This window comes from Nocardia vinacea NBRC 16497 (assembly GCF_000308835.1).
Classification (GTDB): domain Bacteria; phylum Actinomycetota; class Actinomycetes; order Mycobacteriales; family Mycobacteriaceae; genus Nocardia; species Nocardia vinacea.
Genome location: NZ_BAGN01000138.1, coordinates 1 through 22,508 on the forward strand (window position 1 = coordinate 1; position 22,508 = coordinate 22,508).

General features: G+C 65.3%; 22 protein-coding genes and 2 pseudogenes. 9 read left to right on the forward strand and 15 right to left on the reverse strand.

The genetic code is table 11. From position 1 onward, the window contains the following. Positions 1–224: 224 nt before the first annotated feature. The 4 genes and pseudogenes from ON44_RS18900 to ON44_RS18915 form a co-directional block, all read right to left on the reverse strand. A complete protein-coding gene (locus ON44_RS18900; RefSeq protein WP_040691904.1) occupies positions 225–1,127 on the reverse strand; it encodes a S1C family serine protease in 903 nt (300 codons plus the stop codon). 335 nt (positions 1,128–1,462) lie between these two features. Further along, positions 1,463–1,730 (reverse strand): annotated as a pseudogene (locus ON44_RS18905) (AarF/UbiB family protein); the annotation flags it as partial. A gap of 152 nt (positions 1,731–1,882) precedes the next feature. Next, positions 1,883–2,248: a nuclear transport factor 2 family protein gene (locus ON44_RS18910; RefSeq protein WP_040691886.1), complete on the reverse strand. Its 366-nt coding sequence runs from the start codon at positions 2,246–2,248 to the stop codon at positions 1,883–1,885. A 113-nt stretch (positions 2,249–2,361) separates the two neighbouring features. Then, positions 2,362–2,754, reverse strand: a complete 393-nt coding sequence (locus ON44_RS18915; protein ID WP_157187215.1) for a hypothetical protein — start codon at positions 2,752–2,754, stop codon at positions 2,362–2,364. Between the two features lie 164 nt (positions 2,755–2,918). Here ON44_RS18915 and ON44_RS18920 point away from each other — a divergent pair, with 164 nt between their 5' ends. The 3 genes from ON44_RS18920 to ON44_RS18930 are packed head-to-tail and all read left to right on the forward strand — an operon-like array spanning position 2,919 to position 4,622. Further along, positions 2,919–3,236: a hypothetical protein gene (locus ON44_RS18920; protein WP_040691888.1), complete on the forward strand. Its 318-nt coding sequence runs from the start codon at positions 2,919–2,921 to the stop codon at positions 3,234–3,236. A gap of 4 nt (positions 3,237–3,240) precedes the next feature. Beyond that, positions 3,241–3,786 (forward strand): DUF6879 family protein, encoded by a 546-nt coding sequence (locus tag ON44_RS18925; protein WP_040691889.1) that lies wholly within the window; start codon positions 3,241–3,243, stop codon positions 3,784–3,786. After that, entirely contained in the window at positions 3,783–4,622 is an 840-nt protein-coding gene (locus ON44_RS18930; protein ID WP_040691891.1) for a helix-turn-helix domain-containing protein, read from the forward strand. Before ON44_RS18925 ends, ON44_RS18930 begins: the two co-directional genes overlap by 4 nt. Here ON44_RS18930 and ON44_RS18935 read toward each other — a convergent pair whose 3' ends face one another. From ON44_RS18935 to argS, 5 genes are all read right to left on the reverse strand, one after another. Further along, positions 4,623–5,426, reverse strand: coding sequence for an LLM class flavin-dependent oxidoreductase (locus ON44_RS18935; protein WP_040691905.1), 804 nt, complete (start codon positions 5,424–5,426; stop codon positions 4,623–4,625). A 69-nt stretch (positions 5,427–5,495) separates the two neighbouring features. Beyond that, positions 5,496–6,806, reverse strand: a complete 1,311-nt coding sequence (locus tag ON44_RS18940; RefSeq protein WP_051182189.1) for a YhgE/Pip domain-containing protein — start codon at positions 6,804–6,806, stop codon at positions 5,496–5,498. A gap of 108 nt (positions 6,807–6,914) precedes the next feature. Next, the gene (locus tag ON44_RS48420) at positions 6,915–7,850 is read right to left on the reverse strand and encodes a CorA family divalent cation transporter (RefSeq protein WP_083897984.1); all 936 of its coding nucleotides are present in this window, start codon (positions 7,848–7,850) and stop codon (positions 6,915–6,917) included. Then, the gene (locus ON44_RS18950) at positions 7,847–8,041 is read right to left on the reverse strand and encodes a hypothetical protein (protein WP_157187216.1); all 195 of its coding nucleotides are present in this window, start codon (positions 8,039–8,041) and stop codon (positions 7,847–7,849) included. The genes ON44_RS48420 and ON44_RS18950 overlap by 4 nt, the downstream gene beginning before the upstream one ends. 209 nt (positions 8,042–8,250) lie before the next feature. Continuing rightward, complete coding sequence (gene argS / locus ON44_RS18955; protein ID WP_083897985.1) at positions 8,251–10,014, reverse strand: arginine--tRNA ligase; 1,764 nt, start codon at positions 10,012–10,014, stop codon at positions 8,251–8,253. A gap of 189 nt (positions 10,015–10,203) precedes the next feature. Here argS and ON44_RS18960 point away from each other — a divergent pair, with 189 nt between their 5' ends. Beyond that, the gene (locus tag ON44_RS18960) at positions 10,204–10,740 is read left to right on the forward strand and encodes a DUF3558 family protein (RefSeq protein ID WP_040691894.1); all 537 of its coding nucleotides are present in this window, start codon (positions 10,204–10,206) and stop codon (positions 10,738–10,740) included. 59 nt (positions 10,741–10,799) lie between these two features. Here the strand turns inward: ON44_RS18960 and ON44_RS18965 are convergent, their stop codons facing one another. Both ON44_RS18965 and ON44_RS18970 read right to left on the reverse strand, forming a co-directional pair. Next, entirely contained in the window at positions 10,800–12,047 is a 1,248-nt protein-coding gene (locus ON44_RS18965) for an SPFH domain-containing protein (RefSeq protein WP_040691895.1), read from the reverse strand. Then, positions 12,048–12,479, reverse strand: coding sequence for an NfeD family protein (locus ON44_RS18970; protein ID WP_040691912.1), 432 nt, complete (start codon positions 12,477–12,479; stop codon positions 12,048–12,050). A 223-nt stretch (positions 12,480–12,702) separates the two neighbouring features. Here ON44_RS18970 and ON44_RS18975 point away from each other — a divergent pair, with 223 nt between their 5' ends. From ON44_RS18975 to ON44_RS18995, 5 genes are all read left to right on the forward strand, one after another. Further along, entirely contained in the window at positions 12,703–13,920 is a 1,218-nt protein-coding gene (locus tag ON44_RS18975; protein ID WP_040691915.1) for a DUF7373 family lipoprotein, read from the forward strand. Between the two features lie 57 nt (positions 13,921–13,977). Next, positions 13,978–14,805 (forward strand): DUF3097 domain-containing protein, encoded by an 828-nt coding sequence (locus tag ON44_RS18980; protein ID WP_174415081.1) that lies wholly within the window; start codon positions 13,978–13,980, stop codon positions 14,803–14,805. A gap of 187 nt (positions 14,806–14,992) precedes the next feature. Then, the gene (locus ON44_RS18985; RefSeq protein WP_040691916.1) at positions 14,993–15,811 is read left to right on the forward strand and encodes an Rv1486c family protein; all 819 of its coding nucleotides are present in this window, start codon (positions 14,993–14,995) and stop codon (positions 15,809–15,811) included. Positions 15,812–15,918: 107 nt separating this feature from the next. Next, positions 15,919–16,689 (forward strand): S1 family peptidase, encoded by a 771-nt coding sequence (locus ON44_RS18990; protein ID WP_040691898.1) that lies wholly within the window; start codon positions 15,919–15,921, stop codon positions 16,687–16,689. A 296-nt stretch (positions 16,690–16,985) separates the two neighbouring features. Further along, positions 16,986–19,448 (forward strand): FHA domain-containing protein, encoded by a 2,463-nt coding sequence (locus ON44_RS18995; RefSeq protein ID WP_063721589.1) that lies wholly within the window; start codon positions 16,986–16,988, stop codon positions 19,446–19,448. A gap of 61 nt (positions 19,449–19,509) precedes the next feature. On the opposite strand, the gene ON44_RS19000 is transcribed toward ON44_RS18995, so the two are convergent. The 4 genes and pseudogenes from ON44_RS19000 to ON44_RS51995 all read right to left on the reverse strand — a co-directional run. After that, on the reverse strand, positions 19,510–20,571 hold the full coding sequence (locus ON44_RS19000; protein WP_040691900.1) for a ferrochelatase: 1,062 nt from the start codon (positions 20,569–20,571) through the stop codon (positions 19,510–19,512). 21 nt (positions 20,572–20,592) lie between these two features. Then, entirely contained in the window at positions 20,593–21,429 is an 837-nt protein-coding gene (inhA, locus tag ON44_RS19005; protein WP_040691901.1) for an NADH-dependent enoyl-ACP reductase InhA, read from the reverse strand. Between the two features lie 72 nt (positions 21,430–21,501). Next, entirely contained in the window at positions 21,502–22,218 is a 717-nt protein-coding gene (fabG1, locus tag ON44_RS19010; protein WP_040691902.1) for a 3-oxoacyl-ACP reductase FabG1, read from the reverse strand. Between the two features lie 97 nt (positions 22,219–22,315). Next, positions 22,316–22,508 (reverse strand): annotated as a pseudogene (locus ON44_RS51995) (VWA domain-containing protein); the annotation flags it as partial.

The following is a 22,508-nucleotide window of genomic DNA, read 5'->3' on the forward strand; positions in this document are numbered from 1 at the left end:
GCGTGCCGAGCGTGTATGCACGCCTTGCGTCGATTCCGGTTTGCGGTTGCGCGCGGACGGCTAACCCGCAACAGCAACGACCGCTCGAAGGGAGGTGACGAACGATGGTGGTACACGCAGTCGAACCAGGGCCGAATGGCAATAACCACGACAACTGGAATCAAGACCCCCGCGAAGATCTAGCCGACGACGTCATCCGACCGTGGGGCCGATGACAACCTGAGCTAATCCACGGTCAGCTCGATCGGGATGGCGAAGACATCGACCATCGCGCCATTGCGCAATACCGTCACCGGCATCGAGACCCCGATGGCGTCGCCGAAGAGTTGGCGTTGGATGCCCTGGGCGTCGGTCACTTCGGAGCGGGCGACGCTGAGCACGAGGTCGCCGCGGCGCAGCCCCGCGTGATCGGCGGGGCCGCCGCGGACGACTTCGACAATGCGGACACCGGCATGTTGGCCGGTCCGGGCGGCGACGGATGCCGGCAGTGGGGCCGGAACGCCGACCAGGCCGAGGTAGGCACGGCGCACCCGGCCGTCTTTCAGCAGGGTGCTGATGATGCGGCGAGTGGTGGCATTGATCGGGATCGCGAGACCGAGTCCGACGCCCGCGACCGCCGTGTTGACACCGACCACCCGCCCCGATGAATCCGCAAGTGCACCACCGGAATTGCCCGGATTCAGGGCGGCATCGGTCTGGATCACGTCCTCGATCACCCGACCGGCCCGGCGGGAGGCGACTGGGACAGCTCGTCCCAGCGCGCTCACCACGCCCGCGGTCACGGAGCCCGCCAACCCCAGCGGACTCCCGACCGCCACCACCAATTGGCCGACCACGAGCTTGTCCGCATCGCCGAGCACCACCGCACCCGGCGCACCGGCGCGAGCGCGCAGCACCGCGAGATCGGAGAGCGGATCGATGCCGACGACGTCGACGCGTGACTCCACACCGTCGGCGAACACCACATCGCCGCTACTCGCTGAGCCGACCACATGCGCGTTGGTCAGCAGGAATCCGTCATCGGTGAAGACCACCGCGGATCCGCTCCCCCGCCGGGTTCGCATGCTCGCCACATGCGGCGTGACCGACGCCGCGACGGCGATGACCGACCGCGAGTACGCGTCCATCGCCGATTCGTCCAGATCGTGTTGCCGTGTGGCGTCTTCCGGACCCGACAACGGGATCGACTCGTCGTCCACGCTGACCACCATCCTGCTCTTCGGGCGCGCACTCGATATCTAGGCCGCCCTGTCCAGCATCCTCCGTCACATCGTCCGGTGCAGCGTGTTCGCCACAGGCGCAACCGGATTCATCCGACGTTCACCAACGCCCCCCGATCCGGCGCGAGACGCTGCGTTCATACCAATCCGCGCGCAAGCCATGCCTCACCTCATCCGTCTGGGACAGTGTCCCTCGTGGTACCGCAGGCCACGGTACGGAGCCCAACAAGGTGCGCTACCGAACGCCTGAACTTCGCGAACAGCCGCAGATTCTCCAGATCCGCGCGCACCGCCGCCTCGATACCCGGATACTGCACCCTGACCGCGACATCGCGGCCGTCGCGCAGCCGGACCCGGTAGACCTGACCGATCGAGGCTGCCACGAGCGGTTCCTCGTCGAAGTCGCGGAATTCCCGGTTCAGCGGACCGAGTCTCGAGCACTGCGCGCATTTCGTCGCAGGGCGTTCGCAAGGCCTGATCGCACAGCGCCGTCAGCCACGCGCGCGGCCGCGCAGCACCTGCCCGGCCATCGCCCGGCCGAGCTGGTGCGCGCGAACCACGCGGTTGGTGGAGATTCAGTCGGGGCACACACCCCGTGGCCGTTGCCGCCCGAGCGCGATGTCGGCAGGCCCGGAAATCCCCTGTCCCGGTCCGGGCTTCGACTACGCGCCCGGCACGCGATCCAGGAAGCCGTGCACACCGATGATCCGGCCGTCCTCGGCGAGGGTGATCACATCCGTCCCGGCGACCGGTGCGCTCCCGTCGGCCGAAACCAGCTCCCAGGAGAACCGGGCCGTGCTGTGGTGTCCGTCGACGGCACCGAGCTGCCGGAATTCGAAGCCGGGGAACTGCTGGTGCACGCCTCCGATGGCCACGGTCAGTTGCTCGTGTCCGGCGACATCGGCCAGCGGATCGGTGTAGAAACCGTCCTCGCGCCAGGCCGCGGCCACCGCCTTCGCGCGCACCTCGTCGTCGGTGGCATTCCATGCCGTGAAGTAGCGCCGCACCGCATCCTCGTACTGAGACATAGCGAATCATCCTCTGCTGGAAAGTGTTTCGGTTTTCCGCCGGAAAGCTCTCCGGCGGATACCTCAACCTTGCCCGCTGCCGATCACGGAGTCGATTACGCGCGAGGTAAGGATCAGCGCGCGAACCAGCGCGGCCACTGATGGCCGCGCTCCCACACCGTGTCACCGGCGACCACGACCAGATCACAGATCTCGGTGACCGCGCGACGCGTCGCCCAGATGTGCTCTCTGCTCGGCACGATGACCGCATGCGCACCGCAGCGCACGATGGCCGCCAGCAGCCGTGCGACCGGATCGCCCTGCGGACCCACCTTCATCGAGACCAGCTCGTATCCCATTCGAGCCGCGCAGCAGCGGGTGGCCCGCACATCGTGATCCACCATGGATCCCGAAATATCCCACCGCACGAACCCGATCGCCCACGGTTTGATCACCACCCCGTTGCCAAGTGACCCCGTTTCGCTTGCCAACCGCCCGACAACCTCCCATGGTTCCGACCCGCTCATGTCACCAACCCTGTCTGCCAGCACCCACCCAGAACGGTAGAAAAGCGACCGGGCGCGGCACCATGGTTTTGCGGGGATTTGCGGAAGTTGTTGACCCATATGGCGCTGACCGGTGACGATTATGCGCAGCCAGCGCAATACCCACGCGAGACGAGGCCACTCTGATGCGTATACAACTGCTCGGCGGACCCACCAACAACACCGGCTCGCCCCGGCTGTGGATCGATGAAGATCGACATCTATATCTCGTGCAGGGCTACCGGGTGGCCCATGACGCGAACCGCGTCGAAATACCGCATATGCTGCTCGGCTGGCTGCAGCCGGGCACGTACATCGGCGCTCCGCTGCTCGATTCCGGGCACGGATCCTTCACCCTCGCCGGACAACCGATCACCGATCCGGATGCCTTGGCACATATGCGGATTCCCGAGCACGAAACCGCGGTCGCGGTCCCGGTCGGACAGAGCCCGTGGGAATGGTAATGCAATGCTCTTCTTCAGCATCGAGGAAACCAACGATCTCATTCGCGAAACCCGAAGCGACGCTTTCCATCTCGAGGTGTCCGATGATCACTCCCAGGTCTCCGACGAGACCGAGCCGATGCGCCGAGTACTCGCGGGCCTACCGCCGTTCGAGGAGGAGTCCTATCCGCCGTCGTGGCGGGCCTGGGAGGAGCTCACCAGCGAGGTCGCCGGACGCGGTGTGCCGATCCGGCGCGTTCGGGTGGTCTCGGAGCCGCTCACCGACTACGTTCGATTCCTGCACGCGCTCACCGATCGCAATCAGCGCTACGGCGAGGACATCCGCTGGCTGCCACGGCATCTCGCCGATCCCGCGGAATACACCGATGACGAATGGTGGCTGCTCGACGAGACGGTCGCCTTTACGATCTTCACCAAGACCGGCGATCTGGCGGGGGCCGCGGTTACCACCGACCCCGTGCTGGTAGCACGCTGCACGACAGTACGAGATACACTGTGGAACAAAGCAATTCCGCACCACGACTATATGCCCGGCGGGCGGAGTGGATGACCGGTGTCGAGCAGTCCCGGCAAGCCTTCGGGGCACGCTTACGTGAACTGCGCAAGGCCGCACATCTGACCGGTGTGCAGCTCGCCGCCGACGCGGGCTGGCATTCGGCCAAGGTGTCGCGCATCGAACACGGTAAACAGACGCCGAACGATAGCGATCTGGCCGAGTGGTGCCGACTGTGCGGCGCCGAACTGCTGCTGCCGGATCTGCGCGCGGCACTGGCGAATATCGAAGCGCTCTGGCAGGAGTGGCGGCGCATCGCCGCGACCGGACATGCCCAGCAGCAGCGCCGCCGCATCGAGTTGGAGGCGCGCGCCACCACCATCCGCAATTTCGAGAACGCGGTCGTCCCCGGCCTGTTGCAGACCGAACCCTATGCCAGAGCCGTGCTGGAGACATGCATCGACTTCGTCGGCGGTATCGACGATATCGATCGCGCGGTGGCGGCGCGCATCGCGCGCCAGCGGATTCTGCACCACGGCACCCATCGGATCAGCATCCTGCTGGCTGAACAGGCGCTCTACACCACGGTCGGCGATAACGAAGTGATGGCCGGTCAGCTCGAACGTCTCATCGATGTGATGCCGCTGCCCCGGCTCGCGCTCGGCATCATTCCGCGGACGGCGGATTTCCTTTACACCACAACATGTTTCGTACTGCTCGACAAACGCATCGCGGAGGTCGAGACCATCTCGGCGGGTCTCACCATCACCCAGCCACGGGAACTCGCGTACTACGAGAAGACCTGGGCGGCGCTGCACCGGCAGGCTCGGTACGGCGAAGCCGCCCGAGCCATAATCACCGATGCGCTGAAGCTGCGGTTGACGCAGCTGTAGTTACAGTGCCGCACGGAGTTTCGCGGCGTTCTCGTAATCGCGCTGCCATTCGGGGCCGGTCGGGGCGAGGATGACGCGTTCGACTCCGGCGTCCCGGTGGGCGGCAAGCACGTCGACGGCGGCGGAATGATCAGTGGGAAGTGCAGGAGCCACCACGGTCACCGCAGGTACCGGTCGATCGAATTGCGTTGCCAGTGCCCGTAATTCGTCGAAGTCGGCGGCCAACTGGTCCAGGCCCGGCTGCAGGGTGATCCAGCCGTCGGCGTATTCGGCCGCCCGCCGCCGCGCCCGAGTCCCATTGCCCGCCACCAGGACCGGCGGCATCGCCGATCCGGGTGCCAGCGCCACGTCGACGCCGTTGACCATTGCGGTCGAACCGGTGACGAGATCGGGCAGTACCCGCAGTGCCTCATCGGTGCGCCGACCGCGGTTCTCGAATGTCGTACCGGCCGCGCGCCAACCGATATCGCCGTGCGCCGGATTTCCGGTGCCGACACCGAGCAGCAACCGGTTCTCCGATACATACTGCAGCGTGCTGATCTGCTTGGCCGCCCACGCCACCGGGCGCAGTGCGAGCAGCATGACATTGTAGCCGATCCGGATCCGGTCGGTGACGGCCGCCGCGGTCGCGAGCGTCACGGTACTGTCCAACATGGGCGCGCTGGCCACGAGATGGTCGGTGGACCACACGGATTCGAGGTCGAGTTGTTCGGCGAGGCGGGCGGCGGCCCGCACATCGCCGAGGATCGGATGTGCCGGATCGGGGGTGGAGGTCGGGAGGATCACGCCGATATCGAAGGTCATGAGCACAACATTAGGAACGAGTCGTGAGCGTTCCAATGGCTCGATCGCTCAGCCCCATGCCCGCAACGCTCATTCGGCCGCGACTGCCTGCTCGGCGGGTTTGCGGTGCAAGCCCTTCCGGTCGTAATACTGGGTCACCACCGCACCGACGACCAGGCCGATACCCAGACCGAGCACCGCCATCCAGCTGCCGCGCGCGAGCCCGGCAGCGCCGTTGGCATTGAAGTAGAGGATAGCGCGCACCCCGAGGAAGACCTGATGCATGGGCTCGAAGGTGGCCAGCCACTCGAAGTACTCCGGCGTCGCTTCGATGGGCACGCTACCGCCCGAGGAGGGCAGGCCGAGCACGATGAACAGGATCAGATTGACCAGCAGACCCGCGGTACCGAGCGCGGCCAGCACCGACAGCGCGGTCACCCCGACCGCGATGATCGCGAGCACGCAATACAGGAACAGCGCGAGCGGACGATCGAGCGGCACATCCAATGCCGCTGCGACACCGAGGAATACCGCGGAGACGATCGGCGCGGTGACGATCAGGATCGCCCACTTCAACAGCAGGGTGCGGAAGCGGGAGATCGGCGCGGTCGGATAGTGCACATACCACGGGCCGTACTCGGTCGGTGCGAAACCGAGGGCGGAATCGGTCATGGCGTGAATGATCATCGCACCGGTGAATCCGGCGAGCAGCACCATGATCGTGTAGAAGAACGCGGACAAACCCTGTCCGGTGCCGTCGGGCAGCGGCCGATACGGATCGACCACCACCTGGATCGGATGGGCGAGCATCAATTGACTGGCACCGGCAAGCTGTGGCGCTTGGCCGCCGCCCCCGGCAGGTTGCAGCTGGGTCTGCACGGTATCGGTGAGTTGCTTGCCCACCGTCTCGTCGACGCGAGTCAGCGCCTGATCGGCAATGCGCTGCATGACCCCGGTGGCGAAACTGCCCGCCCGAGGGTTCGTGTGCACCGTGATGATCGGCTGTTCGACCTTGCCCGGCACCACACCGGCCGCGCCGAGAATGGCCAGCCGCTTGGTGAAGTCACTGGGAATGACGATCGCACCGTAGACCTTGCCCTGGCTCAGTTGCCGTTGCGCCTCACCGAATCCGACGACCCGCAGGTCGATCTTGTCGGTCGGCAGGCTCGCGACGAGTGCGTCGGTGATCTGATCGCCTACATTGGTGGGCTTGCCGCCGAGGGTATCGCCGTCATCCTGATTGACCAGTGCGACAGGGAAATCGTGCAGGTTCTTGGTCGGATTGACCACGTATGCCAGATACATCGTGGCCAGCAGTGACATGAGCAGGGTGACCACGGCGATCGGGGCGATCCAGGCCCGTGGCCGCAGATGGCGGGCGGCGGTTCCGGCAATCGTCATGGGCGCACGGTAATCCGTCACGGCGGTGTTTCGGTACCGATCCGGCCTGTGTCGGTGGCTGCTCACACCACGGTACCTACACCCATCACGGAGACCACGATCACAATCTCAGCGCAGCCAGCCCTTGCGTTTGATGTAGACCAGCGGGATCACCGCCGCCACCAGGGTCATCAACGTGGTGGCGAGAAAGCCGTGCTCCCATTCCAATTCGGGCATCCAGGTGAAGTTCATGCCGTAGAAGGTCGCGATGAGGGTCGGGGGCAGGAATACCGCGGTGATGATGGTGAACACCTTGACGATCTGGTTCTGCTTCACGTCGAGCCAGGTCATCACCGACTGCTGCAGGTAGCGCACCTTGTCGTGTTCGAAACCCGCGTGCTGTTTCACGCCATCGATATCGGCGATCAGGATGGCGATCAAGCCCTCGAGATCGCCGGTCGGTGTATCAGCCATGAGATGTCGTGCGGCGCGGGCCAATTGGAGTTGGGTCTCCTGCACCCGCGAGACGATCTCCTCGGCCGCGTTCATCCGCGACATGGTGCCGCGCATATCCGCGACGCCGATTTCGCGGCCGCGGCGGTCGTAGCCATTGGTGGCCATCTCGATATCGTCGTTCATCGCCTCCAGCGCGTCACTTGCACAGTTGATGACCCGCTCCGATGCCTCGTTCAATGCCCAGAGCAGCGCGTACATCACTCCGTGCGAGGATCCGGTGAGACTCGGATTGCGGCGCATCTTCGCGACGGCCTTGTCGAACGGGGTGAAATGCGCATCCGGTTGCAGGGTGACGAGGAAATCGCTGCCCAGTGCGAAGACGATGGTGTCGCGTTCGATGGCATCGCCGCGTTTGTAGGTCAGGACGACGGGCAGATAGATGAAACTGTCGGTCTCGAAGACCCGATTCCGCGCGGCGGCGAAGTCGACGCCTAGGCGTTCGCGAAGCACCGCGGCCGCATCGGTGTCGGTCGTCGCGAGCGGAATCCAGTGCTGCTGTAGGACTTCGGTATCGAAGCGATCGGCCGGGGCGGCGGTGACCGTGGTCATCGGCTACTGCCGTAGGACGAATGCGCAGGCGATACCGACGACGAACCGACCGGTTGCTGCGGATGGGCATAGTGCATCGTCAGTAGTCCCGCACTGATCAACAGGTACAAACCAATCGTGAACCAGATCACCTGTCGCTCGAGATTCGGTGCGCGGTGCGGAGATTCGACCTTGTTGAACAGCGTCGCCATGGCAGGCTCCAATGCTTCGTACGTCCAGTGGCCGCGCTCGCCACGATGCACTGGCGAACGCCATTGGCGGGGCACCCCGCTTCATCGGTTGATCTCGGCGCACGAATTGCGCCATCAATCATTAGAAACCCGCCGCAGCGGTCCGTCAATCAGCCGCGCAAGTATGCGCAATCGGCGATATCGGGCGACTGCGCGCGGCCCGATCCTGGTTACATGCGCTCGGGAGCGGCGATGCCCAGAAGGCCGAGTCCGTGCGCGAGCGTCCGTGCGGTCGAATCGCACAGCGCGAGACGGTTTTTCCGTATCTGGCCGGGCGCGGTGAGGACTGGGCAGGTCTCGTAGAAGGCGGTGAAGTCGCGGGCGAGGCGGTAGAGGTAGCCGCACAGTCGATGGGGTTCGAGGGTTGCGGCGACCTCGGAGACGACGATGCCGTAGGCGTCGAGTTCGAGCGCCAGTGCCCGTTCGGCGGGTTCGAGTGCGCTTGTCGGATCGATCCGTACGGCGTGATCTTGCGCTTTTCGCAGGATGGACCGAATCCTGGCGTGCGCATATTGCAGATAGACGCTGGTATTGCCGTTCAATGCGACCATGCGGTCCAGATCGAAGGTGTAATCCTTGCCCCGGGAGGTGGACAGGTCGGCGTATTTGACCGCACCGATTCCCGTCGGTTCGGCAATCGCGTCGAGATCAGCGGCGGGCATTCTCGGATTCCGTTCGGCGACAACGGCTCTGGCCTTCGCGACGGCGTCGTCCATGAGGTCCGTCAGTCTGACCGTACCGCCCACACGGGTTTTGAAGGGCCGCCCATCCGGACCGAGCACGGTGCCATAGGGGATGTGTTCGGCCGCGATGTCATCGGTCGACCAACCGGCCCGCCGGGCGGCTTCGAAGATGAGCCGAAAGTGCAGTGCCTGACGGGAATCGGTGACATACAGCAGTCGCTCGGCGCGCAGAGTCTGCACCCGGTACCGAATGGTCGCCAAATCCGTTGTGTCGTACCCGTATCCGCCGTCGCGCTTGCGCACCATCAGCGGGACCGGTCGGCCGTCAGGGCCATCGACCTCTTCGGAGAAGACGACCAGGGCGCCGTCGCTCTCGACCGCGATGCCCTTGTCGACCAGCTCGGCAATGGTGTCGGCCAGCATCGGGTTGTAGAACGACTCGCCGACATAATCGTCCGCTGTCAGCAGCACACCGAGCCGATCATAGATTTCACCGAACGCCCGCTCGGATTCGGCGACGATCTCCCGCCACCGCCGCACGGTCGTCTCATCGCCGGATTGCAGCGCCACCACCCGAGCCCTGGCCCGCTCCGCGAATGCCGGATCACCATCGAATTCGGTCCGCGCCGCCTTGTACAAGCCGTCCAGTGCCGAAACCGCCGACGTATCGCCGCTCAGCTCATCGTGACGCCAGCGCACCCCGGGATGCTCGTCCAGATATTGGATCAGCATCCCGAACTGAGTCCCCCAGTCTCCCAAGTGATTCTGCCGAATCACCACAGCCCCGAGGAAGGTGAGCACCCGTGCGATACAGTCGCCTATGATCGTCGTCCGCAGATGCCCGACATGCATTTCCTTGGCGATATTGGGTGCCGAATAGTCGACCACCGTCCGCCGCCCGCTCTCGAAATCCGGTACACCCAGCCGATCATCATCGAGTCGATCCGAAACCTGTTCCCACACAGCATGGTCCGACACCGTGATATTGAGGAATCCCGGCCCCGAAACCGTCACCGCATCGAACAGGCCATCGCCCGAACCCAGTTCCGCGACCAATTCCGCAGCGAACTCAGCGGGCCGCACTCCCACCCGCTTCGCCACCGCAAGCGCCACATTCGACTGGAAATCCGCGCGCTCGGAACGTCGCACCATCGGATCCGTCCCCAACAGCTCCGGACGAGCCCGACCGATTGCCGCGGTCACAGCCCCGGCAACCCGATCGAGCAGCGGCGATACCCCGAAATCAGCCACGCGCAGTCCCTCCTGTCGTTGTGGACCGTGAGTATTGCAGCGCACCCGCTGCCTGGCCGAACCATTTTTCGCTGCCGACGCTGACCGGGTCCCTGAGCAGACAACAGTGCCGAAACCGCCCTGCCTGCGGACCGGCCGGTAGCCTCGACGGGTGGCCGAGAGCCTCGGTGTTCGAAGAAGGGAGCCGATGTGACCGCGTTCCGTGTGCGTAGCGGACTGGCCGTGCTGGCGGCCGCAGGACTGCTGACCGGCTGTTCCGATAAGGCCGCGCCGGACGCCCAACCCACCTCTACCCCGACGGCCGGCTCATTGGCGAACTGCACACCGCTGACCGAAGACCAGATCAGCCGCGCCGCGCAGGCCGACACCCTCACCACCGACCACCGTCCGCCGGTCTGTGTCTGGCGCGCACAGCGTGGCGCCGATGAATCCGATCTGACCTTCACCTACACCGACCGCGAATCGCTCCAGCAGACATGGCAGCGGGCCGAGAACGACGGTTTCCAGACCGAACATCTGACGATCACCGAACAGATCTTCGGCGCGACTGTCACCGCGACCGGCTTCTACATCCGCAATCCACACGATCCAGGTGACTGCTCGGTCGCGGCCGCGGATAACGGCACCATCGTCTGGCGCGTCCAAAACCATTCCCACACAACAACACCCGACCCGTGCGCCATCGCACTCCAATTGGCAACGCTGACCATCGATCTCGCGCCCTAGGCATCGAACAAAGCAACCCCGGACCTCGACGAGATCCGGGGTGCCTGTGGTTTCACCGACTACTGCGACGGCGGCTGCCAGGGCTGCCCCTGGGGCCCGTCCGGGCGGTACGGCGGCTGGTGCGGCGGAATCTGCTGCGGCGGGGTCTCCTGCCGTGGTGGCATGACCGCCTGGTGCGGGGAGGGTTGGGTTCGGGTCACCGGGGTCGCCACGCCCTCCACCGATGCGCGCGCATCGGCCTCCGCGGCGCGCACCGCCTGTTCGATGGCCGGATCCCGGGCCGTATCGAACCAGCCCTCGACATCGGAATCGTCCTCCGGCTTGCTCTCCACATCGTCGACCGGGGTGGGTTCGTAACGGAATACACCGTCCTCGCCCTTGGTCGCGAAGTTCTGGGCGAAGCCCTCGAGCGCCTTGCCGAAATCGCTCGGCACCAGCCACACCTTGTTCGCGTCACCGCGGGCGACCAGCGGCAGGGTCTGCATGTATTGGTAGGCAAGCAGTTCCGGCGTCGGCTTGCCGGATTTGATTGCGGCGAAGACCTTTTCGATGGCCTTCGCCTGGCCCTGCGCCTGCAGGTAGGCCGCGGCCCGTTCACCCTGGGCACGCAGAATCCGGCTCTGCCGTTCACCTTCGGCCGCCAGGATCGAGGACTGCTTGGCGCCCTCGGCGGAGAGGATCTGCGCCTGCTTGGCGCCCTCGGCCGTCTTGATCTGCGATTCGCGGGTACCCTCCGCAGTGAGGATCATGGCGCGCTTCTCGCGGTCGGCCTTCATCTGCTTCTCCATCGACTCCTGGATCGATGGCGGCGGATCGATGCTCTTGAGTTCGACCCGCGCGACGCGCAGCCCCCAGCGGCCGGTGGCCTCGTCGAGCACCCCGCGTAGCTGACCGTTGATCTGATCGCGGGAGGTCAGCGTCTGCTCCAGGGTCATGCCGCCGACCACATTGCGCAGGGTGGTCACGGTGAGCTGTTCGACGGCCGCGATGTAGTTGCTGATCTCGTATACCGCCGCCTGCGGGCTCGTCACCTGGAAGTACACGACGGTGTCGATATGCAGGGTCAGGTTGTCCTCGGTGATCACCGGCTGCGGTGGGAAGGACACCACCCGCTCACGCAGATCGACCTTCGCGCGGATCCGGTCGGCGAAGGGCACCAGGAACGTCAGCTGGCCGGAGACTGTGCGCGAATATCGGCCTAATCGCTCGATGACTGCCGCCTCCGCCTGTGGCACCAGGGCGATCGATTTGAAGACAACCACCACGACCAACAGCACCAGCACGGCGGCAACGATGAGCACAGCCATTTACGGCTCCTTCCAGACGACGGCGGTCGCGCCGTCGATCTTCATGACGTACACCGTGGTTCCCTTCGGATACTCGACCGTCGAATCGAACGGCCGCGCGGTCCACACTTCGCCACCGATTTTGACCAAGCCGCTGTGCTCGCCGACCGACTCCAGCACCAGCGCCTGCTTACCAGGCAGCGCGTCGACATTCGTCGGGATCGGCGGCGGAGTTCCGAAGCGGCGCCGCAGAACTGGCCGCACCCCGAGCAGCAGCACCAGCGCCAGCACCGCGAAGACCACGGCGTCGGCGACCAACCCGGTATCGGCCACCGCACCGACTCCCGCGGTGCCGAGCGCGGCGACGCCCAACATCAGCAGCGTGAGGTCCCCGGTGAGCATCTCCGCCGCCGCGAGCAGCAGGCCCGCGACCAGCCAAACGATTGCGGCCACAGCCCCACTGTAGTGGTCCGAACCACTTCTGTGGCGCGACAAACCCAAGATCACCGGCGGCGGTTCGACGCGCCCCATGCCGTACTGCTCAGCCATCGAAACCGAAACGACTGTGCGCCTATTGATTTCGATCGAAACGGGACGCAGCGGCGATCCGCTGAACCAATCCGGCTCCGCATCCGTAATCGCAACAACATCGCGTACAGAGGACGAGGAACCTGGCATGTTTCGGAGATCACGCACCGTCATTTCGGCTGCCTGCATCGCGGTAGTCGGTCTGCTGACCGGGTGCGGCGTCACCGGTATCCCGGTCGCGGCCGAACCCGATGTTCGCAAGCTGGAGATCGGCGACTACCCGGTCGACAAATACCGCTACGACCAGGATTCGCGCGGCAATGGCGCACTACTGGAAGGTATTCGGATGGCCGAGGCGGTAGTGCCGACGAGCCGCATCGATCCGAAATTGACCTTCGGTGTGCTCGGCGGCGTCGTATCCGATAACCAGGAGGCGGCCGACTACTACACCGGCAGCGCGTCGATACCGGTGCTCGAGCGACGCAAGATGCTGGTGGCCTACGGCGCGGTCGGGGCGGACCGGCCCTATGAGCCGTTCCAGATCGATCAGCGCGGCCCCGGCCCGGACGTCACCATCATCTCGCAGCTGCTGATGCGCTTCCCGAACGCGACCGAGGCCGAACAGGCAGCACGCGAACTCGAAGCCGCCGATTTCGCGGTCGCACCCGATCAGAACAAGCGGCTCGAGCTGGATAAATATCCCAATGCCCACACCCACTGGCGACCCGATGTCGCCAATATCGGGTCCTTCATCGCCGACAAGGAATTCGTACTGCAGGTATTCATCCAGCGGCCCAAGGCCGATGAGCGCGATCTACTGGGCTGGCTGGGCAACACCTTCGACGCCGAACTCGCCCTCGTCGACGAATTCCGGGCCACCCCCATGGACCAGCTCGACGACTTGAAGGTCGATCCCGATGGGCTGCTGGCCCGCGCTGTCGTCCGCGACCGCCGCAACCACACGCTGGACCTGCGCGAATTCAGTGCGTACGGCCCGGCCATCGTCGTGCACACCGCCACAAATCAGGCCACCTCGCAGCGGATGATCGAGGAAACCGGGTTGGACGCCTGGGCGATCGCGGACGACACCATCGTCTATCGAGTGCGCGACGAGGCCTCGGGGCCGCGTCTGGTCAACGAGCTCATCGCGCGTTCCGGTGACGAATACGATCCGATCGATGCGCCCAAGGACGTGCCCGGCGCGATCTGCCAGCGGCTCAATCGGCGTGGCGATACCGATAAGCAGTTCAAGCACAGCTGTTACGTCACCTATAAGCGCTATGTCGCGAACGTCAACGGCGATAACGAAGCCGACGTTCGACAGAAGGTGGCGGCGCAATATGCGCTGTTCGCCAATAGTCTGTGACCGGCACACCAACTCGCTTGCGCCGCAACCCGAACCGGCGGTGCTATTTTCGGGCGGGTGAGCGGGCGTGACATGTATGGCGGCGACATCTTCTCCGGGCATTCGCGATCGAAGAAGCGAACCGTGCCGACGGTCGTCGCCGAACGCGACCTCGTGGTGGAGGATGCGGCGACCGGATTCTGCGGTGCCGTGGTCGGATTCGATCGCAGCTACGACGGCGAATTCGTCAAGTTGGAGGATGCGCGCGGTGCCGTGCGGCTATTCGCATTGCGCGAGGCCGCATTCCTGATCGACGGTGCGCCCGTCACGCTGGTCCGGCCCACGGCCGCGGCGCCGAAGAAGCCGACCCGGTCGGCATCGGGTTCGACTCGGGTGGAGGGGCTGCGCGCGCAGGTCGCGAAGACGAGCAGGATCTGGGTGGAGGGCGTCCACGATGCCGCATTGGTGGAGCGGGTCTGGGGGCACGATCTGCGGGTCGAGGGCGTGGTCGTCGAACATCTCGAGGGTTTGGACAATCTGGCCGAGCGGCTGACCGAATTCGTGCCCGGACCGGGTCGGCGGGTCGGTGTGCTGGTCGACCATCTGGTCACCGGCTCCAAGGAAACCCAGCTGACTACCGGCCTCGGTAAGTATGTGCTGGTCACCGGACATCCCTATATCGATGTCTGGCAGGCTGTGCGTCCTGCGGCGGTCGGTATCGAGGCGTGGCCGGAGGTGCCGCGCGGCGAGGATTGGAAGACCGGCATCTGCCGTCGGCTCGGCTGGGGCACACCGCAGGAGGGGTGGCGGCGGGTCTATAACGCGGTCGAATCCTTCCGCGATCTGGAATCCCCCCTGATCGGCGCGGTGGAGCGGCTCATCGACTTCGTCACCGAACCGGAGTGACCATCGCTATCGGGTCCATTCGCTGAAATCATGTCCCACTCCGCGGTATTCGGCCCGCACGCCAACGGCGGCGCCGTGCCCGCCGTTGTGGTACCCGCGGTACCGGGCGGTGGATCGATGCGCGCAGCTCACCGGGGTATCCGGCATGGACGCCCCCGAGTCGCAACCCTCCTTTATGCTCGAAATTATGTGCTCTCCTAGTGCCACGCTGACGGTGTGGGCCGGCTCCTGGCTGGCCGGTTGCAGCGCGCCCGACGACATCCTCGAGGCGCTGTACGCCTGGGCGCCGCGGCACACCATCGCCGCAGGCGATCCGTTGACCGGCGGACGCGACGACCTGCCGTGGTCTTCTCGCGACAATCTGTCCGGCACCGGAGTCATGGCGCTACTCAAGGTGATTCGCGAGGCGATGGCACAACCCGGTGCGCAGCTGCGCTTGGTGCTTCCGGTGCCCGGCGATGTGCGCGGACTGCCCATCGGAACGGCCTTCGCCGCTGATGCGATCGAGGCGGGCGAGGGAATGTTGTTCGGCGTACCGGGCGAGGAGGGCACCGGATTGATCCCGCAGTGGCCCGACGACGACACGCTGCAGTGGACCGTCTACAGCACCCCGATTCCGGCCGCGCCGGGACAGGATATGTCGCTCGGCGAGGCGGAACATACGATGCGCGAAGCGGTACGCGATGCCGCCGACGCCTTGATGCGCCTGCACACCACCGCCGCGGGCGCGACCGTCGATTCCGACCCCCGCGAACTCATCGAGGCCGAGCTCGCGGATTACTCCCGCCACGATTATCCGGATTCGATCCCGTTGCGCGCCAGGCGAATCCTCGACAGTGCCGACCACGTCGCCGCCATCCTCACTGTCGCCCAACGCGAACCGGCGTCCTCTCCCACCTCCGCCACCGCGATCGGCGCCCAGGAGGACCTCCTACGTCCACTGTGGGACGCGATCCGCGCTGCCCGGTTGGTGGCAGTGCACGCCGCGGCCCGAGGCAATTCGTAAAGCGCCGGCGTTCGACGCATGCGGCGGCCACCGGTCACGGAAGGCGTGAGAACACCGGCATCTGGTTGAATAGGCCGACCGATCAACTGAATCATCCGGGAGGCGGCATGTTCCGCATACCTCGCATTGCCGCGGCTGTGACCGCCGCATTCATCATCGGTCTCGGCGCGCCCGCCGTTCCCGCCACGGCGATCGTGGGCGGAAATACCATCGAGGCGAGCGCCTACCCGTGGCTCGCCGCCGTCGGCAGCCCGTTGTACTTCCCCCGGCCATCCGGGCAATTCTGCGGCGGTGCGCTCATCGCACCCGATCGGGTGGTGACAGCGGCGCACTGCGTCGAGTTGGCCCGGCTGCTGCCGCAGGCGATCACTGTGACCTTCGGCCGCACCGACCTGCGCTCACACGACGGAGTCATCGTGGGGGTCAAGGAGATTCGCATCCACCCGGATTTCCGAGAAACCGATTTCGAGGGCGAGACCGTGCACCACAACGATCTCGCGATCCTCATCCTCGACGAGCCGAGACCGGGGCCGTTCCTGGAAATCGCCGCGCCACAACGTGATCCGCGCGCATACGGCGACACCGCGACCATCGTCGGCTGGGGCGCGACAAGCGAGAACGACACGTCGAATACGCTCCTGCGCTCCGCCACCGTCCCCATCGTCCCGAACACCACATGCGCCGCCGCTTTTGGCTCTGCCTTCGACCCTGCCGATATGTTCTGCGCCGGATCCACCGACGCCGACACCGCCGAATACGACAGCGGCGATCCACTTCTCGCCTCGGGCCGCCTGCTCGGCCTCACCTCTTGGGGTAAGGGCAGCGCCCGCCCAGGGTTCCCCGGCGTCTACGCCTACGTCACCACCCTGAGCTTCTGACCGTCACCCGACTCCGCTCCCCGAATGGACCGACGGTTGACGCCCACTGAAACGTCTTCATCGCCGATCTCACCAACCGGGTGCCAGAGCTGGAGAACGGGGCGAACACCGCGACGGAGCTTGCTTGAACTGGTCAACTGATCGGCGTTCGTGTCGACGATGTGTATTCGGCGGCGGTGCTGCCGACGGCAACAATCCGGACCCGTCGGGAGTGTCGCCGCAATGTTCGGTCACCTCGCGATACCGATCACCAGCAACCCGCCAGCACAAGCACGGACCGGTCGTATACTCACCTCATGGCGGATGAACCGTCCTCCACGGAATCCCTCCAAGCGCCGGTTCTTGTAGTGCAGACGAGGGATCGGGTCTATCGGCTACGCGCCGGAGACGCATACAACGTCGGTCGCGATCCGGCAGCCGACATTGTGGTGAGCGATCCACGCGTATCTTCGTTACACGCCGTTCTCGAGCAGGGTGCGGACGGTTGGGAAATCGAGGACGCCGGCAGCCTGAACGGCACTTTTTTCGACGGTCACCGCGTCGCGCGGATGCTGATCGACCATGACGAGACGTTCCAGCTCGGTCACGCCGTGCACGGCGAGCAGTTGGCCTGTTCCATCGAGGGACAAGAAGGACAACCCGGCGACGAATCCGATGACGATATCGGTGGAGACACGATGGTCGTCCCCGATCCCGGCTACAACCTCGAGGATGACGCAACGATCACGAAGTTCCACGCGGGTCGGCCCCGGCAAGTTTCGCGATCGTCGTCTTCGACGGCCACCGCCAGCGCGGTCGTCCGGATCACCTCGCCCACGCTTCGGATCGGACGCGCGGCCGACAACGACATCGTCGCGCATGACCTCATGCTCTCCCGCCATCACGCCGAACTGCGCACGATCGGCGACGGCAGATACCGGATCGTCGATCTCGACAGCCACAACGGCACCTACGTCAACGGCCACCGAATCGACGCCGCGGACCTATCCGAATCCGATTTGATCGGCATGGGGCACACTACGTTCCGGCTGGTCGGCGACGAGCTGCGCGAGTTCATCGACACCGGTGACGTATCGGTCTCGGTGCAGGGCCTCACCGTGCGGACCCCAGAGGGCAAGGTGCTCCTCGACGGGGTGAGCTTCCCCATCCCGCAGCGCTCGCTCGTCGGGGTCATCGGGCCCAGTGGAGCGGGCAAGTCGACTTTGCTCGGCGCGGTAACCGGGTTGAGGCCCGCGACGGAGGGGACGGTCCGCTACGACGGACGCGACCTGTACACCGATTACGACGAGCTCCGGCACCGGATCGGGTTGGTCCCGCAGGAGGACATCCTGCACAACCAGCTTCCGACACGGCGCGCACTGCGCTACGCGGCCGAATTGCGCTTCCCCGGTGATACGCGCAGCGAGGAGCGCGAACAGCGAGTCGACGAGGTCCTCGATGAGCTCGGTTTGGCGCGGCACGCCGATACTCGCATCGATAAGCTCTCGGGCGGACAGCGTAAACGCGTGAGTGTCGCAGTGGAGTTGCTGACCAAACCGTCTCTGTTGTTTCTTGACGAACCGACCTCCGGCCTCGACCCGGGCCTGGACAAAACGGTCATGGAAATGCTGTCCGAACTGGCGCACGACGGGCGGACCGTCATAGTCGTTACGCACAGCGTGGCCAATCTTGATTTCTGCGACCGCCTGCTGGTCCTGGTGCCCGGCGGTGAGCTTGCCTATTATGGGCCGCCGGCGGAGGGGCTGCAGCAGTTCGCACAGCGCAGCTGGGCCGAGGTGTTCCAGGCATTCGACCGTGAGGAAGACCGCGACTGGGCCGGTGAGTTCCGGACTTCGCCACGCTTCGAGAACTACGTGGCGGTCGGATTGACCGACGATGTCGGCCCAGCGGAAGTGCACACACCGACGCCGCCGCCCGCGCAGCAGTCCAAGCTTGCCCAGCTCAGTACCTTGTGCCGGCGATATCTGGCGGTGATTGCCTCGGACCGAAGCTATATGGCGCTCCTCGGCGTGATGCCCCTGCTTCTCGGTGGTTTGATCGCCGCAGTGCCGTCGGGCGAGGGATTCGCCGGGCCGCCGGGATCCAACGTCGATGCCCCGACCAAACTTATGGTTTTGGCATTCGCGGCATGCTTCGTCGGCACCGGTAACTCGATTCGCGAGATCGTCAAGGAACAGACGATCTACCGCAGAGAACGCGCGGCAGGCCTGTCGGCGGGGGTCTATCTGATGTCGAAACTGCTGGTCCTGAGCGTGATAACCACCCTTCAGGCGGCGGTGTTGGTCTTGGTCGGCACCATCGGTGTGGATATGCCGCCCAAGGGGCTCTTCACGTCTGTCGAGCTGGAGCTGATCCTGGCGATGGCGCTGCTCGGGATCGCATCGCTGGCATTGGGCTTGCTGGTGTCGGTGTCGGTGAACACCTCGGAGAAGACCCTGCCGCTGCTGATTGTGCTGTCGATGGCACAGCTTGTGCTCACCGGCGGGCTGGTGCGGCTCCCCGGCACACTCGGCCTAGAGCAACTGGCCTACATATCACCATCCCGTTGGGGGTTCGGCGCGGGAGCCGCCACCCTCGATCTCGACACTCTCACACCGCACACGGGCGCAGCCGACCCGCTGTGGAAACACACCATGGGCACGTGGCTGCTCGACATGGGAGTCGTCGCCGGGTTAGGGGCCGTCTTCCTCGCGCTGGCCTGGTACCGCCTGTATCAGCTGCGGCCACGGCGCCGCGGTGCCCGCCGCGCGAGGCTTTGACGCACCAGCGACGCAAACCGGCGGCGCGTCGGGCTGGTGCCATAGACGTCCACCTCGAAAGCTAGGTTGCCGCGGCAGGGCGTCGCGGCGGGGTGCAGCAGCCGATTGCACACGGGGCACCGTTTACGGTGCAGCCGTAGCCTGGAATGTCGCCGAGTCGGCGCGGCGATTTACCGGTCAAGTGCTCGTTGATCAGTTCGACGACCAACTGGGCGAAGCGGGGATCGGTGCCGGGGGTGGCGGCCCTGGCGAATGCCATGCCGAGTTCCTCCGCCTTCTCCCTGGCTTCGTTGTCCAGATCCCAGATGACTTCGAGGTGATCGGAGACGAACCCGACCGGGCACAGGACGACCGCATCCACGCCCTTGCCCGACAGATCCTCGAGATGATCGACGATATCCGGATCGAGCCAAGGGATCCGCGGCGGCCCGGAGCGGGACTGCCACACCAGGTCATAATCGGCGAATCCCGTTGCAGCGGCACATAATCGGGCGGCCTCGGCGACTTGACGACTGTACAGACGGCCACCATCGGCAGGCGGCCCCGCGGAAATATCGGCCGATACCGGGATCGAATGCGCGGTGAAAACCAGTCGAGCGCCTTCCCGGCGCTCGGTGGGAAGAGAACCGACCGCAGCACGAATCGCCGCGGCGAATGCCTCGATCAACAGCGGATGGTCGAAGTACTGCCGCAACTTCAGAAGTTCCGGCGCATCCGGCCCGAAAGCCGCACGCGCCCTTGCGATGTCCTCGTCGTACTGCAGGCAGCCGGAGTATCCGCCCCACGCCGAGGTCGGGAATACCAATGCCGACCGCACACCGTCGGCCGCCATGCGCGAGACGGTGTCCTCGACCATCGGATCCCAGTTGCGGTTACCGAAGTACACCGGCAATTCGATTCCGGCACCGGCCAATTCGCGCTCCACCGCTGCGATGATGTCGCGGTTGAGCGCATTGATCGGGGAGACACCGCCGAAGTGCAGGTAGTGCTGCGCGACCTCGTCGAGACGTTCACGCGGCACACCTCGCCCCCGAGTGACGTTCTCCAGGAACGGCATCACGTCCTCGGGTCGCTCGGGACCGCCGAACGACAGCAGCAGCAGGGCGTCGGCGGCCCGAACCACGGTGTCTCCCTTCGGATTACCTCAGTTGATCGACATATTCTCCGGGAACCAGGTGTTGTGGCTGGCTCCGCCGTCGACGTAGATGATCGAACCGGTGGTGCCCGGCAGCCAGTCCGAGAGCAGCGTGACGATCGACTTCGCCACCACGGTCGGATCGTCGACATCCCAGCCGATCGGCGACGCGCCGTCCCAGTAGGTGTTGAGCTGGTTCAGCTTCGCGGCATCGTCGGTCGCAGTGCCCGCGATGGCCTTGGCCGCGAGGGTCTTGATCGGGCCCGCGGCGATCAGATTCGAGCGAATCCGCTTGGCGGTGCCGACCTCGCGCGCCACATACCGGTTCACCGACTCCAGCGCGGCCTTGGCCACACCCATCCAGTTGTAGAACGGCATCGCGGTGCGCGGATCGAAGTCCATGCCGACGAGCGAACCGCCCTCGTTCATCACCGGCAGCACGGCGCGGGCCAGCGAGGCGTAGCTCCAGGCCGAGATCTCGAAGGCCTTGGCCGCATCCGGACCAGGACCGTCCAGGAACGGACGCGCCTCCGGGCCCATCAGCGTGCGCGGTGCGAATGCGATCGAATGCAGCACACCGTCGAGGCCGTCCGGCGCGAGCTCGCGGACCTTATCGGCCAGCGCGACCAGATCCTCCTCGTTGGTGACATCGAGCGGGATGGCCGGGGCGACCTCTTGCGGCAGCCGCTTGGCGATCCGATCGATCAACCGCAGCCGCTCCGGAATGCCGGTGATGATCACCTTCGCGCCCTGCTCCTGCGCGACCGCCGCCGCGTGGAACGCGATCGACGAATCGGTGATGATGCCGGTGATCAGGATGGTCTTGCCTTCGAGCAATCCGCCCATGGGTTTTCGGTTCTCCTGTAGTCGAAGTTCAACTGGTTACCCGACCGCCGAACACGCCGGCTGTCGGTTGGGTCAGTGGCCCATGCCCATGCCGCCGTCGACCGGGATCACCGCGCCGGACACATAGCGCGAATCTTCGGAAGCGAGGAAGCTGACCACGGCCGCGACATCCTCGGGCTCGCCGAGTCGCTGCAGCGGAATGAATTTCTTCGCCATATCGCGCAGATCGTCGGGCAGCTCAGCGGTCATATCGGTCTCGATGAAGCCGGGCGCGACGACATTCGCGGTGATCGAACGCGAACCGAGTTCACGGGTGACCGAGCGAGCCAGACCGATGACACCGGCCTTGGACGCGGCGTAGTTGATCTGTCCGGCCTGACCGGCGAGTCCGACCACGGAGCCGAGGAAGATCATTCGTCCCCAGCGTGCCCGCAGCATGGCGCGGTTGGCCCGCTTCGCGCAGCGGAACGCACCGGTCAGGTTCGCATCGATGACCTTGGTGAACTGCTCCTCGCTCATCCGCATCAGCAGGGTGTCGTCGGTGATGCCCGCATTGGCGACCAGCACCTCGACCGCCCCCTGATGCTGCTCCACCTCGGTGAAGGCGGCATCGACCGAATCACTGTCCGTCACATCGCATTTCACACCGAACAGACCGTCCGGAACCCCAGAACCACGATGCGTGACGGCCACCTTGTGCCCGTCGGCAAGCAGACGCTGTGCGACCGCGAGTCCGATACCGCGGTTGCCACCGGTCACCAGGACCGACCGGGATGTGATGTTCGACATGAGGACCAACCTATCTGTTCGGGTTCGTGCGCCACGCCCGGGCCACACATAGTGCTCTATGTAGAACCGGGCGCGTCGCGACGGCAGGCATTGACGACTACGGCAGGCGTTGACGATAGAGCAAGCCGGTAACCACACCGGCAGCGACAACGAGCATGCCGAGCAAAAAGCCACGGTCTGCTGGCATCGCCCCTGGTCATCTCGTAACCGATCTGCTCCTCGAGCGTGTCGTAGACCGCGGTCAGCTCGGTCAGGCTCGAAGCGGTATAGAAATCGCCGCCGGAGAGTTT